This window comes from Rhodococcus sp. NPDC054953, assembly GCF_053609225.1.
In genome coordinates this window covers 156,137-173,283 of sequence record NZ_JBSGXD010000008.1, presented here as the reverse complement: position 1 = coordinate 173,283, position 17,147 = coordinate 156,137, and the positions used below count along the sequence as shown (strand labels likewise).

Genomic DNA, 17,147 nt, shown 5'->3' with positions numbered 1-17,147 from the left:
CCATCTGGTGTTTCATGCGCCCGGGCATGATCAGCGGCGGTTCTTGGAGTTGTTTGAGCGGGATCTGGCGCCGCGGCTGCGCGCCCTGGGCTGACGCCGGTATCGGGCGGGCGGCTCACTAGGCTGACGTGTCATGGATGCCAGCGACGACGTCATGGAAGCCGCCCGCCGACTCGGCGAGGTGTTCGGAGCGTTGCCGCAGGTGCTGCGGTTCCGCGCGGGCGTCGACCCGGAGGCCGACGGCGAGAAGCCGGACGAGGTGTCGATCGCGATCGGTGACGGCTGCCCGGGCCCCGGGTACGCCTCGTACGCCACGCTGGACATGGTCCGATATCCCACCAATGTCACCACCGACGACGGGCGGCCGATCCGCACCGAACTGATCACCGTCGGCCGCGCCGACCACCGCGCCCTCGCCGACGTGCTGGCGCAGTGCGCCTTCGCGGTCGCGTCCGGGTCGTTCCACGTCACCCCGAACACGATCGTGCCCAACGCGGTCCACGAGGCCGACCCGGGCCGCGGCACCAAGCACGTCCTGCTCGTCGTCCCGTTCATCTGGCCCGACCTCGAGATCCTCGTCGACCGCGAGGAGGACGTCACCACCTGGCTGCAGGCGGTGCCGATCACCGACGCCGAACTCGAGTTCGCGTCCCGCAACGGCACGGACGGCCTGTTCGCCCGCCTCGAGTCCGCGGGCGCCGACGTGTCCGACATCGACCGCCCCTCCGTCGTCTAACGACGACCCGGTCTACCGCACGGACAGCGCGAACATCCGCAGATCCCGGTCGGTGCGGCCCCGGTACACCTCGTACGCCCCGGCCAACTCGACGAACGCGGTGTACAGCCGGTCCTTCTCGGCGCCGGTGACCGGGGTCGCCAGCACCTCGATCTCGCGGCCCGCCATCGTCACGCTGGCCTGCGGATCGGCCAGCAGATTGCCCGTCCACGCCGGATGATGTGCCTGCCCGAAGTTGCTGCCCACCACCACGAGCCGATCGCCGTCCCGGAGGTAGAGCAGCGGGCTGGTGCGCCGCAGACCCGACTTGCGTCCGGTCGAGTTGAGCAGCACCGTCGGCAGTCCGATCGGCCCAAGCACCGTGAAGCGGCCACGGCTGCGTTCAAGCAGCGTCCGATCCACGCCGGCCAGGCTGCGGATCACCCACGATCCGAACCGGGTCGACCCGAAGGCGGTGGCCGGACCGCGCAGGATGCTGCTCTCGGACCCCCAGCGGACGTCGGGGAAGGAGGAGTCGCTCATGGATGTCGATTATGCAGCGCCGCCATTCGCCTCGGCCCGCGACGCCGTCCCTGCCGGACCTACGGGACCGACCGCACTGGCTAGGGTGGACGCCATGGCCTCCGCAGCGTCCGCAGTCTCGAGTGTCTACATCGCCTCCCCGGAGGGCGACACGGGGAAGTCGACGATCGCGTTGGGCGTGCTGCAGATGTTGTGCGGGTCGACGGCGCGGGTGGGGGTGTTCCGGCCGATCGCCCGCTCCACCGACGAGCCCGACTACATCCTCGAATTGCTGCTCGACCACACCACCGCCGACCTGACCTACGAGCAGAGCCTCGGCGTCACGTACGAGGCGGTGCACGCCGACCCCGAACTGGCGCTCGCGGAGATCGTCGCCCGGTATCACGAGATGGCGCAGCAGTGCGACGCGGTCGTCATCGTCGGCAGCGACTACACCGATGTGGCGAGCCCGAGCGAACTGGAGTTCAACGCGAGGATCGCCGTCAATCTGGATGCGCCGGTGCTGCTTGCCCTGCGCGGTTCGGGTCGCACCGCCGACGAGGTGTTGCAGCTCGGCCAGATCTGTGCGGCCGAATTGCGGTCCCGCCATGCGCATCTGGTGGGTGTGGTGGTGAACCGTTGCGCACCCGACGACCTCGACGCGGTGCGGGTCGCGCTGGCTCCGCTCGCGGTGCCGGTGTGGAGTCTGCCCGAGATCCCGCTGCTGGTTGCGCCGACGGTCGCCGAACTGCGCCGGGCGATCGGCGGTGAACTCTACAGCGGGGACACCGAATTGCTGCAGCGGGAGGCGCTGCGGGTGATGGTCGGGGGCATGACTGCCGAGCACATCCTCGAGCGGCTCACCGACGGAATGGTCGTGATCGTCCCGGCCGACCGCTCCGATGCTCTGCTTGCTCTCGTCAACGCCCATGAGGCGGAGGGTTTTCCGTCGATCGCCGGGATCATCATGAACGGGGGCCTGCTGCCGCACCCGGCCGTCGCGAAGCTGATGGCGGGATTGCGGCCGAGTCTGCCGATCCTGACCACCGACCTCGGGACCTTCGACACCGCGTCCGCGGCGGCGGTCACCCGCGGGCGGGTGGCCGTCGGATCGCAGCGCAAGGTCGACACCGCGTTGAGCCTGATGGAGCAGCGGGTCGATGCCGCGGACCTGCTGGCCTGGCTGCGGGTGGAGCGGCCCGAGGTGGTCACACCGCAGATGTTCGAGTACCAGCTGATCGAACGGGCGCGCGCCGACCGGCGGCACATCGTGCTCCCGGAGGGTAGCGACGACCGGATCCTGCGGGCCGCGGGACGGGTGCTGCAACGCGGCATCGCCGACCTGACCATCCTCGGGGACGAGACGGCGATCCGTCGTCGGGCCGCAGACCTCGGCGTCGACCTCGACGGCGCCGCGGTCCTCACCCCGTCGGACTGCGAGCACACCGAACGGTTCGCGGTCGAGTACGCGCGGTTGCGGGAGCATAAGGGGATGACCGTCGACCGGGCGCGGGAGGTGATGGCCGACGTCTCGTACTTCGGAACAATGATGGTGCACACCGGAATCGCGGATGGCATGGTGTCCGGCGCCGCGCACACCACCGCGCACACCATCCGCCCCTCGTTCGAGATCATCCGGACCGAACCGGGGGTGTCGACGGTGTCGAGCATCTTCCTGATGTGCCTGGCGGACCGGGTGCTTGCCTACGGCGACTGCGCCGTTGTCCCCGACCCGACGGCCGAACAACTCGCCGACATCGCGATCTCCTCCGCGCGCACCGCCGCCCGCTTCGGCATCGACCCGCGGATTGCGATGCTGTCCTACTCGACCGGCGATTCCGGCGCCGGGATCGAGGTGGACAAGGTGCGGATGGCGACCGCACTGGTCCGGGAGCGGCGCCCGGATCTGTTGGTGGAGGGCCCGATCCAGTACGACGCGGCGGTCGAGCCGACCGTGGCGACGGCGAAGCTCCCCGACTCGCAGGTCGCGGGCCGGGCGACGGTGTTTGTGTTCCCCGACCTGAACACCGGGAACAACACGTACAAGGCGGTGCAGCGCAGCGCGGGTGCGGTCGCGGTCGGCCCGGTGCTGCAAGGCCTGAACAAGCCGGTCAACGACCTGTCGCGGGGGGCGCTGGTGCAGGACATCGTCAACACGGTTGCGATCACCGCGATCCAGGCGCAGGGCATCGAGTCGGGGGAGGCACGGTCGTGAAAGGATCGGTGCTGGTAGTCAATTCGGGATCGTCGTCGATCAAGTATCAACTGGTCGACCCGGACGGCGGGGAGGCGATCGCGGCCGGACTTGTCGAACGGATCGGGGAGCCCGACGGGCTGGTCACGCACCACCACCGCGGCACGGACCGGGAACACCGCGGTCCGATCAGCGACCACGCGCACGGACTGCGGCTGGCGTTCGGGATGTTCGCCGAGGCGGGCGTCGATCTGGTGACCGCGGGCATCGCCGCCGTCGGCCACCGAGTGGTGCACGGCGGAGAGGTCTTCCACCGCCCGACGCTCATCACGCCCGACGTGATCGACGAGATCACCCGACTGTCGGAACTCGCCCCGCTGCACAACCCGGCCAACGTGATCGGCATCGAGGGTGCGATGCTGGCGCTGCCGTTCGTGCCGCACGTCGCGGTCTTCGACACCGCGTTCTTCCACACCCTGCCCGCCCGGTCCCGCACCTACGCCCTCGACGCCGAGGTCGCCGCAGCGCACGGTATCCGCCGCTACGGGTTTCACGGCACCTCCCACGAGTACGTGTCGGCGCGGGTGGCGGAGGTGCTCGGTCGCGACCCGGCCGAGCTGAACCAGATCGTGCTGCACCTGGGCAACGGGGCGTCGGCATCGGCGATCGCGGGTGGCCGCGCGATTGACACGTCGATGGGACTCACCCCGCTCGAGGGGCTGGTGATGGGAACCCGCAGCGGCGACATCGACCCCGGCATTCTGATGCACCTGCGCCGCAGCGCCGGGCTGGAGGTCGACGCGATCGACGACCTGCTGAACCGGCGTTCGGGACTCAAGGGACTCAGCGGGGTCAACGACTTCCGGGAGCTGCGGCAGCTGATCGACGCGGGTGACCCGGCCGCGACCCTCGCCTACGACGTCTACATCCACCGGCTCCGTAAGTACGTCGGCGGCTACCTGGCGGTGCTCGGTGGTGCCGATGCGATCACGTTCACCGCCGGGGTCGGGGAGAACGCGGCGGAGGTGCGGGCCGACGCGCTCGCCGGGCTGCAGCGGCTCGGTATCGAGATCGATCCCCGACGGAACGCGGTCCGCGGTCACGACCCCCGCATCATCTCCACCGACGAGTCCGCGGTGACGGTGCTCGTCGTGCCGACCAACGAGGAGCTCGCGATAGCCCGCTTCGCCCGCGACTTCGCGAGATAGGCGCCTCCGGCGCCCGTGAGCGGATTTGGCCCCGGTGCAGGCCATAAGGACTCACGGGCGGCGCAGCCGCCTACCACCAGGTGCGGGGCCGGACCCGGTTCGCGAGGTCGACCAGAGCGTGCCGGTGCGCGGTCCGGGACGTGTTGCGCGCCAACGCCCGTAGCGCGGTCTCGGTGCCGGTGCGCAGACCGTCCTCGGTGAACGGGACGCCGAGCAGCGGTCCCCCGTCCCGGTCGGGGACCTTCCCGGACAGCACCCAGTCGAGGGCGGTGCCGAGGACAACGGCCCGCATCTGTGGTGCCCGCCCCTCGTCGGGCGGCAGCATCTCGACCCGGCGCGCGGCGTCCCGCAGTGCCCCCTCGTCGAGCCGCGCGATCGGCGCCCCGGACAGTCGGGTCAGTGCCGCCGTCATGCGGGCGGTCGTGAACAGGCGTGAGGTCGCCGGGATCTGATCGAGGGCGGCGATCGCGCCGGCGACGTCGCCCTGCTCGGCGAGTTCGCGCGAGAGCCCGAACGCCGCGCTCACCACCCCGCGGTCGCTCCGCCACACCGTGCGGTAGTACTTCTCGGCGAAACTGCGCCACTGCCGCGGATCGTCGGTGTGCCAGTGCTGCAGGATCAGCTCGGCGGTCGCGGCCAGCGCCAGCTTCGGGGCGATCTCGCCGGGCAGGGCGGCGAGGGTGCCGTCGAAACACGTCATCGCCGCCTCATATTCGCCGCGGAGCAGTGCCACCATGCCGCGATACCAGTCGATCCGCCAGTCGTCGCCCCCGGTCTCGGCGACCACGTCGAGCACGGCTGCCGCTGCGTCGTCGTCACCGAGATCGAGGAGGGCCTTCACCTCCGCGTATGCGATCTCCGCGGTGAATCCGGGTGCACCGTCGGCGCCGGGGTCGAGGCTGTTCGCGCGGGCCCGTCGGATCGCGTCCAGGGTCTGAGCGGGTTCGGCATGCACCGTCGCCGCGATCAACGGGGAACTTGGATCGGTCAGATCGATCAGGGGGACGGCCAGTGCGGCAACGACCTCCCGCGCATCGACGGCGACGCCGTGGCGGGCGCCGTCGAGGTAGACGTCCGTTCCGCGGATCGCTAGGTCGGTTCCGAAGACCGTCCTGCCGGGGCTGAACCGCTCGGACAGGCCGGGATGCTCGTCGCCGGTCTGCCGGGACAGCACCTCGCGCAGGACGCCGGTCAGCTGGCCCGCGGTCGCCACGGCGTCGCCGAATCGCCGGTCGGGGTCGGTGTCGGTGGCGCGCAACAGGAATCGGTACAGCGACTCGTGCTCGGCGAGCAGGGGAGCGTCGTCCGGGGAGGGGATACCGGGCCGGTAGTGCCCGTGCTCGGCCGGCAAGTTCAGGCACAGCACGGCCAGCGTCCGGCCGACCGTGTAGATGTCGCTGGCGACGGTCGGCCCGGTGCGGAGGATCTCGGGTGCCTGGTATCCGGGGGTGCCGTACAGGTAGCCGAAATCCTCCAGCGCGGCCACCGCCCCCAGATCGATCAGCTTGACCTGGTCCTCGGTGATCATGATGTTCTCGGGCTTGAGGTCGTTGTACGCCAGTCCGATCGAGTGCAGGTACTCCAGGGCGGGCAGCACCTCAAGGACGTAGGCGATGGCCTGCTCCACCGGGAGCCGTTCGGGGCGCTGCCGGGTCCGCAACGCATCGCGCAGCGAATGTCCGCCGACATACTCCATCACGATGAAGCCGATGGTGCTGCCGTCCGGCTGCGGATGTTCGACGAAGTTGTAGATCTTGACGATCCCCGGGTATTCGACCTCGGCGAGGAACTGGCGTTCGGCGAGCGCGACCGCCTGGGCCTCGGCATCCCCGGCGTGCAGCAGTCCCTTGAGCACCACCCACCGATCGCTGACGTTGCGGTCGACGGCCAGGTAGATCCAGCCGAGCCCGCCGTGTGCGAGACACCCCTGGACCTCGTACTGGGCGGCAACCATGTCCCCCGCGGCCAACCGGGGCGCGAAGTCGAATCCGGCGGTGCAGAAGGGGCAGTGCCCCGCGGTGTCTTCCGGCCCGCCCCGCCCCACCGGCTTGCCGCACTTCCAACAGTACCGCTTGTTCTCGGCGACAACGGGATTCGCCATCACCACGGTGGCGGGGTCGGGCATCGTCACGGCGGGGACCTCGACGAGACCGCCGCCGATGCGGCGACGGGCGCTGCGGGAACGCTGCGATCGGCTGCGTCGTCCGCTGCTTCGCGCCGAGGAGGTCCGGGCCGACGTGCCCCCGGGGGCGGTCTCCGGTCCCGTGCTCGCATCCTGTGGTGCCGCCGCCGCTTGGGTCGGCTGCGCGGCCTGGGTGGGGGGTGCGTCGTCGGGGGAGTCGGTCATCGCGGCGGTCAGTCCTCGTAGTGCGGTGTCGGTGGTGCGGGGGCAGGCCCGATCACGGACAGCCACCGATCGTGGATGCGTCGCCACGTGCCGTCCGCGCGGATCCGCTCCAGGGTGCGATTCACCTGGCGGACCAGGTCCGCGTCGGCCTTGTTGAGGCCGATCCCGTACGGCTCGGAACTGAAGGCGGGGCCGACCAATTCGACGTTCGGGTCCTGGGACGCGAGCCCGGCGAGGATCGCGTCGTCCGAGGTCACCGCGTCGACCTGCCGTTGCTGCAGCAGCACCAGACAGTCCGCCCAGTTCGGCACCGTCAGCACCGTGGCGTCGGGCTGCATCTGCTGGATGCGGTGCAGGTTCGTCGTCCCCGCTGCCGCACACACCCGGCGGCCCGCCAGGTCGGACGCGTCCCGGATCCCCGCCCCCCGCATCGCGAGCACCCGCTGCCCGGCCTGGTAGTACACCGTCGAGAACGCCACCCGGTCCCGTCGCTCGCAGGTGATCGACATCGTCTTGACGACCACGTCCACCAGCCGGCTGTCGAGGGCCGCGATCCGATCCGCCGAGGACAGGATCCGGAACTCGATCCGGTTGGGATCGCCGAACAGGTCGCGCGCGATCTCCCTGGCGATGTCGACGTCGAAACCCTCGATGGTGCCGGTCGCGGGATTGCGGAAGCTGAACAGGTTGCTGCTGGTGTCGAGTCCGACGACCAACCGTCCGCGCGCCCGGATCCGGTCCACCGCGGGGGTCGGCGTGGTCGCGTCCGCCGGCGAGGGGCGCAGGCTCGCGGTCGGGTCGCCGCAGTCCGGCTCGGGTTCGGGCGAGGCGGGTGGCGGTGCGGTCGCCACGCCCGACGGCATCGGTGGCGCCAGGTACGCGGTCGGATGCTCCGGCAGGTCGAACACCGTGTCGGTGGCGCAGCCGGCGACCGCGGCGGCGACCGCACCGACCGCGACCCGGCGGCGCCACCGCGCGCCCCGCGTCACTGGTACTCCCGCAGTCGTGGCCACAGTCCGATCACCACCCCGGTCACCGCGATCACCCCAAGCCCGGCGGTCCCCGGCGCCAACCCGGTCAGCGTCGTCAGTGCGCGGCCGATGCCGTCCCTCAGCTCCGCGCGCGTCGCCGCGATCGCACTCGTCAGTTCGGTGTCGGCCGCCGCATAGTGGGCGGTGGATCCGGCCCCGCCCGCCGCGATCGCAATGGTGACGGCGCCGCGCCAGTTACCCTCGGCGAGGTGCGTCATCAACTGTGCGTGCGCGCTCGACCAGGCCACCCTGGCGCGGTCCGCGGCCCCGATCCGTGCAGCCACCGGCGGGTCCCGCCGCTCGATGTCGGCGAGGACCGACCCGAGCCGATCGAGGTGCCGCTGGAAGTCGGCGTCGTAGCGCCCGGTGAAGTCGCGCCGCACCAACCCGAGCGTCTCGTCGGCGCGGGCCTGCTGCGTCAGGATGCGGGCCGTCGTCAGCTCGGCGAGCGGCCGCGCGCCGAGGTCGAGCGCGCGGGCGGTGGACGAGGCCGAGACGAATCCGGCGACCACCAGCCAGCCAAGCGACACGGTCACGGCGAGGCAGGCCAGGATCAGGCCGGCGTTCAACCGGCGGCGGGTCCAGCGGGCAAGCAGGTACGACGCCACCACCAACGCGGCAAGCAGCAGCATCAGCAGCGCGATCGCCAGCCACGGCGGGGTCGCGAACTCCGCCTGCAGCGCCACCACGCGCGCGGCCTGCACGGTGTGCAACTGTTCGGCCAGCGGCAGCAGCGTCGTCTGCAGCATCGTCGACGCCTCGCTCAGGTACGCCGACCCCACCGGATGGCCGTCCCGATGGTTGGCGCGTGCCGTCTCGATCAGGCCGGTGTAGACGGGCACGCCGACGGACAGCTTCGTCAGCAGGTCGTGGGCCGTTGTGTCGGTCGGGTCGGTGCCCGCCGCCGCGTCGACGAGGTCGACGCCCGCGTCGGTGATCGCCCGGGTGTAGCGGTCGCGCACGTCGACCGGTTCGATCCCGCCGGAGAGGAACGCCGTCGTCGCGGCGGCGTCCGCGATGGACAGCGAGCTGTAGATGTCCTGGGCGGCGTAGGCGAGCGGCTCGATCTCGGTGTGCAGCACGTCGAGGGTGCGTTGCCGGTCCATCACCTGGGTCGCGGCGACCGTCCCGGACACGATCGCGAGCAGCACCAACCCGATCCCGAGCGCCGTCATCCTGGCGGGGGTGGTGCGCGCCAGGGTCCGCAGTCGCGCAGCCGTGCCGACCGGGGCGCCCGACGCCTCGACGCCTCGCGGCTGCGTCGAGGGGGCCACCCGAACTGTCACCGCGCACCCCTTCGCACCTGGCTGGATCCCCCGACAGTGGGCAGCATATAAGCAGTATCCGTGCTTCGGGCCGAGTGACTGGCTAAGTTCGGAGACGGATCGTTCGGTGGGCGCACGATGCGTTCGCGCGGGAATTCCGAGGACACGGAGTAGGTGGGCGAAGTCGATGCGCGGTGACGGCGACGGCTGGGCGACGAGCGACGACGGCAACCGGTATTGGGGCCGGTTCGGCGCCGCTGGCCTGCTGCTGCGCGCTCCGCTGCCCGACGGTGGATCGGCGGTTCTGCTCCAGCACCGTGCGGCGTGGAGTCATCAGGGCGGGACCTGGGCGCTGCCCGGTGGCGCGAGGGACTCGCACGAGAGCACCACCCATGCCGCGGTCCGGGAAGCGGAGGAGGAGGCCGGGATCGGTGCCGCCCAGTTGAGGGTGCGGGCCGAACGGGTCACCGCGCGTGTCGTTGGCAGCGACTGGACGTACACCACGGTGATCGCGGACGCCGAGCACCCGCTGGCGACGGTCCCGAACGGGGAGAGCACCGAACTGCGCTGGGTGCCCGAGGATCGGGTGCCGGACCTGCCGCTGCATCCCGGGTTCGCGGCCAGCTGGGCGGCGCTGCGGGCCGCCCCGGTGCGCCTGCTGCTCGACACCGCGAACGTCGTCGGCTCCCGCCCCGACGGGTGGTGGCGGGACCGCGCGGGCGCCACCGGCAGGCTGCTCGCGGGCATCGCGGCGACCCTGCCGAGGACGATCGAACTCCCCGACGGCGGCTTCGGCTGGCTGCCGCGGGTCGAGGCGGTCCTTGAGGGACGGGCGGCGCAGGTCGCCGCCGTCGACACCCGGGTGCCCGTGCACGTCGCGCCGGGCAGCGGGGACGACACGCTGGCGGAGCTCGCGGGTGGCCCCGCCGCGGTGGGCACGCTCACCGCGGCGCCCGGCGAACTGACCGTCGTCGTCACCGCCGACCGCGGGCTCCGCGACCGGCTGCCCACCACCGTGCTTCGGCTGTCGCCGTCCACTGTCCTGTCCTGGCTCGACTAAGGTTCCGCGCCCCGCGGGTTCCCTAATGTCACATCGAGTATCGCTAAGTGAGCCAATGTGACATTAGGGAACCCGAGGAGGCGGGTTAGCGGGATGCGGCGGCGTTGCGGTCGAGGGCGTCGCCGAGGGCGCGGGCCGCGGCCTGCGGGTCGCGGGCCTCGGTGATCGCGCGGACCACGCAGATCCGGGTGGCGCCCGCCTCGAGAACCTCCGGCAGCCGCTGCTCGTCGACCCCGCCGATCGCGAACCACGGCAGCGTCGGCTCCGCGGCCGCGACCTCCCGGACCAGCTGGAGGCCCGCGGCGCCCCGGCCCGGCTTGGTCGGGGTCGCCCACACCGGCCCGGTCGCGAAGTAGTCGACGCCCTCCTCGATCGCGGCGAGCTGCGCCTGCGCGCGGCTGCCGGTGGACCGGCCGATCACGACGTCGGGTCCGACGATCCGGCGCGCGTAGTGCACGGGCAGATCGCCCTGCCCGAGGTGCAGAACGTCGGCGCCCGCCGCCAGGGCAAGGTCGGCGCGGTCGTTGACGGCGAGCAGCGCGCCGTGCCTGCGACAGACCGCAGCAAGTTCGGCGAGCGCGGCCAGTTCCTCGCGCGCCTCGATCCGGCCGAACTCCCGTTCCCCGACCGATCCCTTGTCCCGGAGCTGGATGATGTCGACGCCGCCGGACAGCGCCGCGTCGGCGAACTTCGCCAGGTCGCCGCGCTCCCGTCGGGCGTCGGTGCACAGGTACAGGCGCGCGGTCGCGAGACGTTCGCGCGGGGCGGGGCGTTGAGCGGCATGCGAGGTGGGCACGTGGCCAACGGTAGTCTCTGGGGGAACGATTGAGACACGGGAGTCCCGGCGGACGCGGGGCTGAGAGGGGGCGTGCGCGCCCCGACCGTCAGACCTGACCCGGATCATGCCGGCGCAGGGAGTGAGGTGGATGTGGTGAACGGAACCGTTGCGGTGGTCGGCGGCGGCGTGATCGGCCTGTCGATCGCGTGGCGCGCAGCCCGGTCCGGGTGGTCCGTGACGCTCTACGACCCGGCCGTCGGGTCGGGGGCGTCGTGGGTGGCGGGCGGGATGCTGGCCCCGCTGTCCGAGGGCTGGCCCGGCGAGGACGCGGTGCTCGCCGCCGGATCCGCGTCGCTGGACCGGTGGCCCGGCTTCGGCGGGGAACTGGAACGGTCGACGGGCGAGACGCTGTTCACCTCGCAGAGCTCGATGACGGTCGCGTTGGACGCCGCGGACGCCGCGGACCTGCGCACCGTCGCCGACTGGCTCGCCGGGCACGGCCACGACCTCGACCTGCTCACCCGGGCGCAGATCCGGGCCGCGGAACCGTCGCTTGCCCCGGCGATCCGGCTGGCGCTGGTCGCCCCGACCGAGCTCGCGGTCGACAACCGTGCGCTGGTCCGGGCCCTGCGGGCGGCCGCCACCGACGCGGGTGTGACGTTCCGGGCCGACACCGTCACCGACCTGGAGGCCCTGCCCGACGACCAGGTGGTGCTCGCCGCGGGGACCGCGTCCGCCCGGTTGTGGCCGGGGCTGCCGGTGCGCCCGGTGAAGGGGGAGGTGCTCCGGCTGCGGCACCGGCCGGGGGTGGCGCCCGCGCCGAGCCGAACCGTCCGGGCCAGCGTGCACGGTCGCCCCGTCTACCTCGTTCCGCGGGGGGACGGACTGGTGGTCGGCGCGACCCAGCACGAGTCGGGTGACGACACCGCCGTCACCGTTGCCGGGGTGCGGGACCTGATCGCCGACGCGCAGGCCCTGATGCCGAGCATCGGCGAGTACGAACTGCACGAGACGACCGCGGGACTGCGGCCGATGAGCCCCGACAACCTGCCGATTCTCGGCCGCGTCACGGACCGGGTTGTCCTTGCCGCCGGGCACGGCCGCAACGGCATCCTGTTGACGCCGCTGTCCGCGGACGCGGTGGTTGCCGAACTGGACGGGACACCGCTGCCGGAGGCGGTGTCCTGCCTGCCCGACCGTTTCGGCACACTGGTGTCGACGCACGAGTGAGGAAATGACGACCATGGTGAACATCGGCATCACCGTCAACGGCGAGGACCATCAACTGTCCGAGCCGATGACGGTGGCACAGCTTCTCGCCCACCTCGACCTGCCCGACCGAGGGGTCGCGGTGGCAGTGGACGGCGCCGTCGTGCCCCGCTCGTCGTGGGATCGGAACGTCGAAAAGGGTTGGGAGATCGAGATCCTGACGGCGGTGCAGGGTGGGTGACCAGCTGACGATCGCCGGCCGCACGTTCGGGTCCCGGCTGATCATGGGGACCGGCGGCGCCGCAAACCTGACGGTGCTCGAGGAGGCACTGGTCGCGTCGGGCACCGAACTGACCACCGTCGCGATGCGCCGGGTGGACGCCGTCGGCCGCACCGGGGTGCTGGACCTGTTGCGGCGGTTGGACATCGCGCCGTTGCCGAACACGGCGGGCTGCCGGGGTGCCACGGAAGCGGTGCTCACCGCGCAACTGGCCAGGGAGGCTCTCGAGACCGACTGGGTCAAGCTCGAGGTGATCGCCGACGATCGCACCCTGCTCCCCGACGCCATCGAACTGGTCAGCGCCGCAGAACAACTCGTCGACGACGGCTTCACGGTGTTGCCGTACACGACCGACGATCCGGTACTCGCGAAGCGGCTGGAGGACGTCGGGTGCGCGGCGGTGATGCCGCTCGGTGCGCCGATCGGCACCGGACTAGGCATCTGCAATCCGCACAACATCGCGATGATCGTCGAGCAGGCCGGGGTTCCGGTCGTCCTGGACGCGGGCATCGGCACGGCCAGCGACGCGGCCCTGGCGATGGAACTCGGCTGCGACGCGGTGCTGCTCGCGACCGCCGTAACCCGGGCGAAGGATCCGGTGTCGATGGCGTCCGCGATGGCATCCGCCGTCACCGCCGGGCACCTCGCACGGCTGGCGGGGCGGATTCCGAAGCGGTTCTGGGCGCAAGCATCCTCCCCCGACCTGTAGATCCCGCCGAGGTCGTCGGTCCGGCGGTAGGCTCGACAGCGTGAGCGAGCAGCACGGGCAGTCGCGCGACGGGCACGCACCGGACGGGGTGTTCGCGCCGGCCGCACCGACGCAGATCGACGTCACCCCGGAGATCGACGAGATCGGCGAGTTGCTGCGCAAGTCGGGGCGGGTCCGGCCCGACGACGGGCCGGAGGCGCCGTGGCGGCACGGCTACCCGTACGACCGGAAGATGACCCGGCGCCAGTACGAGTTCCGTAAACGTGCCCTGCAGATCGAGATGCTCAAACTGCAGGCCTGGGTCAAGGAGAACGACGAGAAGATCGTCATCATCTTCGAGGGCAGGGACGCGGCGGGGAAGGGCGGTGCGATCAAGCGGTTCACCGAGCACCTCAACCCCCGCGGCGCGCGGGTGATGGCCCTCGAGAAGCCCACCGAGCGCGAACGGACGCAGTGGTACTTTCAGCGGTACGTCGCGCACCTGCCGGCGGGCGGGGAGATCGTGCTGATGGACCGGTCCTGGTACAACCGGGCCGGTGTCGAGCGGGTCATGGGTTACTGCACCCCCACCGAGTACCTCGAATTCACCCGCTCAGCACCGGAATTCGAGCGGATGTTGGTCCAATCGGGCATTCACCTGATCAAGTTCTGGTTCTCCGTCGGACGCGAGGAACAGCACGCCCGGTTCGTGGCGCGCAGCACCGACCCGGTCAAGCAGTGGAAGCTCTCGCCGACCGACCTCGCCAGCCTCGATAAGTGGGACGCCTACACCGAGGCCAAGGAGAACATGCTGTTCTACACCGACACCCCGCACGCGCCGTGGACGATCGTCAAGTCCAACGACAAGAAGCGTGCCCGCCTCGAGGCGATGCGGTGGGTGCTGGCGCGGTTCGACTACGCAGGCAAGGACCCGCGCGTCGTCGGAACACCGGATCCGCTGCTGATCGGGCCCCCGCAGTCGGTGTACGACGAGGGCGAGAACCCGGCGGACCGGTTCCCGACGACCCCGGATACCGTTGGCGGGAACGGGTCGCACTGACCCTGACGGCTCGGGGAAAACCCTGACGGCCTGTCAGCCCCACGGATGACACGGCGCGCCACCAGGGAATGATGTGCGCCTCCGGTTTTTCGGGAATGCTGGTGGTCATGATTGAAGTGAGGGGACTGACCAAGACATTCGGGGACGTGCGGGCGGTCGACGACCTGACCTTCACGGTCCGGCCGGGGATCGTCACCGGGTTCCTCGGGCCGAACGGCGCGGGCAAGTCGACGACCATGCGGATGATCCTCGGGTTGGACCGGCCGACCGCGGGCGTGGCACTGATCGACGGCAAGCCGTACCACGATCTGCCGCAGCCGCTCCGGACCGTCGGCGCACTGCTCGACGCCAAGTGGGTGCACCCCAACCGGTCCGCGCGGGCACACCTGCAGTGGATGGCCGCCTCCAACGGGATTCCGTCGTCCCGGGTCGACGAGGTGCTGCGTCTGGTCGGTCTCACCGAGGTCGCCGGGAAGAAGGCGGGCGGGTTCTCGCTCGGCATGGCGCAGCGGCTCGGGTTGGCCGGTGCGCTGCTCGGCGATCCGCAGGTGCTGCTGTTCGACGAGCCGGTCAACGGTCTCGACCCCGAGGGCATCGTCTGGATCCGCAAGTTCATGCAGCGCCTCGCCGGCGAGGGTCGGACGGTCCTCGTCTCGAGCCATTTGCTGTCCGAGATGGCTTTGACCGCAGAGCATCTCGTCGTGATCGGGCGAGGTCGGCTGGTATCCGATTCCCCGGTCAAGGAATTCGTCGACCGGTCCTCGGAGGCGTCGGTGCGGGTGCGCAGCCCGCAGCTCGAGGTGCTGCAGGCGGCCCTCGTCGGGCAGGGCCTGTCCGTGGAGTCCGACGGCGCGGGCCCGGACGGTGATGCCGCGTTGATCGTGCGCGGCGCCACGACCGACACCGTCGGGCAGATCGCCGGCGGGCAGGGCATCGTGCTGCACGAGTTGGCGGCGCAGCGCGGGTCGCTTGAGGACGCATTCATGAAGATGACAGGGGACGACGTGCAGTACCACGCCGACGTGATGGGAGGGACGCTCTGATGGGTGTCGTTGCAGCGGAACGCATCAAGCTCACCTCGACGAAGTCGCCGTGGTGGTGCACCGCCGCGATCGTCGTGTTGGGGCTCGTCCTTGCCGCCGTGATCGGCGTGACGGCGAAGGTGGGGCTCAGCGCATACCACGATCAGGTCGCGACCGGCGAGGACCCCGGCTACGACCCGTTCCTGCCGACCCTCGCGGACTCGGTCGGCGGCGTCAGCGGGTTCGGCGTTCTTATCCTGATGATCATGGCCGCGCTCGCGGTGACCAGTGAGTACCGGTTCGGCCTCATCCGCACCACCTTCCAGGCGGTGCCGAAGCGGGACACGGTGCTGCTCACGAAGGCCGGCCTGATCGGGGTCTTCGGTGCGGTGCTGACCTTCGGGCTGACGTTCGGTGCGTACGCGATCGCGAAGGCCACCGCGGGGAGCGAGGCGGGCGCGCTGCTGACGCTGTCCGGATCCGAATCCTGGCGAGCGATCTACGGGGTGCCGATCTATGCGCTGCTGTGCGTCGCGCTTGCCGTCGCGGTCGGGTCGCTGGTGCGGCAGTCCGCTGGCGCGATCACGCTGCTGTTGCTGTGGCCGCTGCTGATCGAATCGCTGTTCGGACTGTTCGGCAGGGTGGGCCGCGAGATCCAGCCGTTCCTGCCGTTTGCCAATGCGAATCATTTCCTCGGCTCCGACCAGGGCATCGACTGGCACTGGGGTCCGTGGGGGAGCCTCGTCTACTTCGCGGTGTTCGTCGCCGTGGTGTTTGGGGCCGCGCTGTTCGTCGTCAACAAGCGCGACGCGTAGGCGCTGCGCCGCAGGCTCCTGTCTGTGACGGGTGGTTACACTTTGCCGGTGACCGAGGAGCCTGCGGCCGGGCAGTCCGGCGACGGTGCGCGCCGCGTCGCGTCCGCGCTGGCCTGGCTGCGCGCGGTGGACAGCGCACCCGCCGTGGTCGACACGGTCCGGCGGGTCCGGCGCGCCCTGCCCGGCGATGCCAGCTTCGGGGACCCGCTCTCCACCGCGGGACCGGGCGGGGTGCGGGCGGTTGCCCGGGTCGCCGACCGGCTGCGGGGCGAACGGCCCGGCGCCGCCCGCGAGGCCGGGTTCGGCGCGCTGCAACTGTGGCAGGCGGTGCTCGAACGCACCGGTCGCGGCCGGGGCACGCGGGAGATGACGCTCGTCTTCACCGACCTCGTCGGCTACTCCGACTTCGCGCTCGCCGCGGGCGACGAGGCGACGATCGACCTGCTCCGCGAGGTGGCCCGCGCGATCGAACCTCCCGTCGTCGAGCGCGGCGGACTCGTCGTCAAGCGGATGGGCGACGGGATGATGGCCGTGTTCGCCCGCCCCGACCGCGCCATCGAAGCCGTGTTCGCCGCCCGATCGGCGTTGGGCGGGGTGGAGTGCCACGGCCACCGCCCCCGGATGCGGGTCGGCGTGCACACCGGCATTCCTCGCCAGGTCGGCGCCGACTGGCTCGGGGTCGACGTCAACATCGCCGCCAGGGTGATGCAGGCAGGCGCCGACGGCCACGTGATGGCCTCCGCGGCGACCGTCGACGCGCTCGGCTCCGAGCGGCTTGCCGAGCTGGGCCTGCTTGCTCGACCGTTCCGTCGTGGACTGTTCTCGTCCGCGCCGCGGGGCGTGCCCGCGGACCTGCGGATGTACACAGTTCAGCGGGACTGACCCCGCGGTCGTCCGCCGCGGCCCGTAACGCGCCGGGGCCCGGCGTGGATGAAACTCCTGGGTCCGGTTTG

At 71.2% G+C, this 17,147-nt stretch carries 16 protein-coding genes; 11 read left to right on the top strand and 5 right to left on the bottom strand.

Annotated elements, in window-relative coordinates; genetic code table 11:
* Positions 1-133: 133 nt before the first annotated feature.
* Positions 134-736 (top strand): suppressor of fused domain protein, encoded by a 603-nt coding sequence (locus ACWF62_RS08555; RefSeq protein ID WP_378506065.1) that lies wholly within the window; start codon positions 134-136, stop codon positions 734-736.
* Positions 737-748: 12 nt separating this feature from the next.
* Here ACWF62_RS08555 and ACWF62_RS08550 read toward each other — a convergent pair whose 3' ends face one another.
* Entirely contained in the window at positions 749-1,258 is a 510-nt protein-coding gene (locus ACWF62_RS08550) for a nitroreductase/quinone reductase family protein (RefSeq protein ID WP_452629827.1), read from the bottom strand.
* Between the two features lie 94 nt (positions 1,259-1,352).
* Here ACWF62_RS08550 and pta point away from each other — a divergent pair, with 94 nt between their 5' ends.
* Positions 1,353-3,452, top strand: a complete 2,100-nt coding sequence (gene pta, locus ACWF62_RS08545) for a phosphate acetyltransferase (protein WP_378506067.1) — start codon at positions 1,353-1,355, stop codon at positions 3,450-3,452.
* Positions 3,453-3,460: 8 nt separating this feature from the next.
* A complete protein-coding gene (locus ACWF62_RS08540) occupies positions 3,461-4,639 on the top strand; it encodes an acetate kinase (protein ID WP_378506068.1) in 1,179 nt (392 codons plus the stop codon).
* Positions 4,640-4,709: 70 nt separating this feature from the next.
* On the opposite strand, the gene ACWF62_RS08535 is transcribed toward ACWF62_RS08540, so the two are convergent.
* The 3 genes from ACWF62_RS08535 to ACWF62_RS08525 are packed head-to-tail and all read right to left on the bottom strand — an operon-like array spanning position 4,710 to position 9,303.
* Positions 4,710-6,986: a tetratricopeptide repeat protein gene (locus ACWF62_RS08535; RefSeq protein ID WP_452629826.1), complete on the bottom strand. Its 2,277-nt coding sequence runs from the start codon at positions 6,984-6,986 to the stop codon at positions 4,710-4,712.
* A gap of 8 nt (positions 6,987-6,994) precedes the next feature.
* On the bottom strand, positions 6,995-7,975 hold the full coding sequence (locus ACWF62_RS08530; protein WP_452629825.1) for a glutamate ABC transporter substrate-binding protein: 981 nt from the start codon (positions 7,973-7,975) through the stop codon (positions 6,995-6,997).
* Positions 7,972-9,303: a hypothetical protein gene (locus ACWF62_RS08525; protein ID WP_378506071.1), complete on the bottom strand. Its 1,332-nt coding sequence runs from the start codon at positions 9,301-9,303 to the stop codon at positions 7,972-7,974. The genes ACWF62_RS08530 and ACWF62_RS08525 overlap by 4 nt, the downstream gene beginning before the upstream one ends.
* A 166-nt stretch (positions 9,304-9,469) precedes the next feature.
* On the opposite strand from ACWF62_RS08525, the gene ACWF62_RS08520 reads away from it, so the two are divergent.
* Entirely contained in the window at positions 9,470-10,342 is an 873-nt protein-coding gene (locus ACWF62_RS08520) for an NUDIX domain-containing protein (RefSeq protein ID WP_452629824.1), read from the top strand.
* 85 nt (positions 10,343-10,427) lie between these two features.
* Here ACWF62_RS08520 and thiE read toward each other — a convergent pair whose 3' ends face one another.
* Positions 10,428-11,138, bottom strand: coding sequence for a thiamine phosphate synthase (thiE, locus tag ACWF62_RS08515; RefSeq protein ID WP_452629823.1), 711 nt, complete (start codon positions 11,136-11,138; stop codon positions 10,428-10,430).
* 126 nt (positions 11,139-11,264) lie between these two features.
* Here thiE and thiO point away from each other — a divergent pair, with 126 nt between their 5' ends.
* From thiO to ACWF62_RS08480, 7 genes are all read left to right on the top strand, one after another.
* A complete protein-coding gene (gene thiO, locus ACWF62_RS08510) occupies positions 11,265-12,350 on the top strand; it encodes a glycine oxidase ThiO (RefSeq protein WP_452629822.1) in 1,086 nt (361 codons plus the stop codon).
* A 4-nt stretch (positions 12,351-12,354) separates the two neighbouring features.
* Positions 12,355-12,570, top strand: a complete 216-nt coding sequence (thiS, locus tag ACWF62_RS08505) for a sulfur carrier protein ThiS (protein WP_452629821.1) — start codon at positions 12,355-12,357, stop codon at positions 12,568-12,570.
* Positions 12,563-13,318, top strand: coding sequence for a thiazole synthase (gene thiG / locus ACWF62_RS08500; RefSeq protein ID WP_378506076.1), 756 nt, complete (start codon positions 12,563-12,565; stop codon positions 13,316-13,318). Before thiS ends, thiG begins: the two co-directional genes overlap by 8 nt.
* Positions 13,319-13,406: 88 nt before the next feature.
* The gene (gene ppk2 / locus ACWF62_RS08495) at positions 13,407-14,357 is read left to right on the top strand and encodes a polyphosphate kinase 2 (protein WP_452629829.1); all 951 of its coding nucleotides are present in this window, start codon (positions 13,407-13,409) and stop codon (positions 14,355-14,357) included.
* 107 nt (positions 14,358-14,464) lie between these two features.
* On the top strand, positions 14,465-15,400 hold the full coding sequence (locus tag ACWF62_RS08490; protein ID WP_378506078.1) for an ABC transporter ATP-binding protein: 936 nt from the start codon (positions 14,465-14,467) through the stop codon (positions 15,398-15,400).
* Entirely contained in the window at positions 15,400-16,194 is a 795-nt protein-coding gene (locus ACWF62_RS08485) for an ABC transporter permease (protein WP_378506079.1), read from the top strand. Before ACWF62_RS08490 ends, ACWF62_RS08485 begins: the two co-directional genes overlap by 1 nt.
* Positions 16,195-16,242: 48 nt before the next feature.
* A complete protein-coding gene (locus ACWF62_RS08480) occupies positions 16,243-17,076 on the top strand; it encodes an adenylate/guanylate cyclase domain-containing protein (protein ID WP_452629820.1) in 834 nt (277 codons plus the stop codon).
* Positions 17,077-17,147 lie beyond the last annotated feature (71 nt).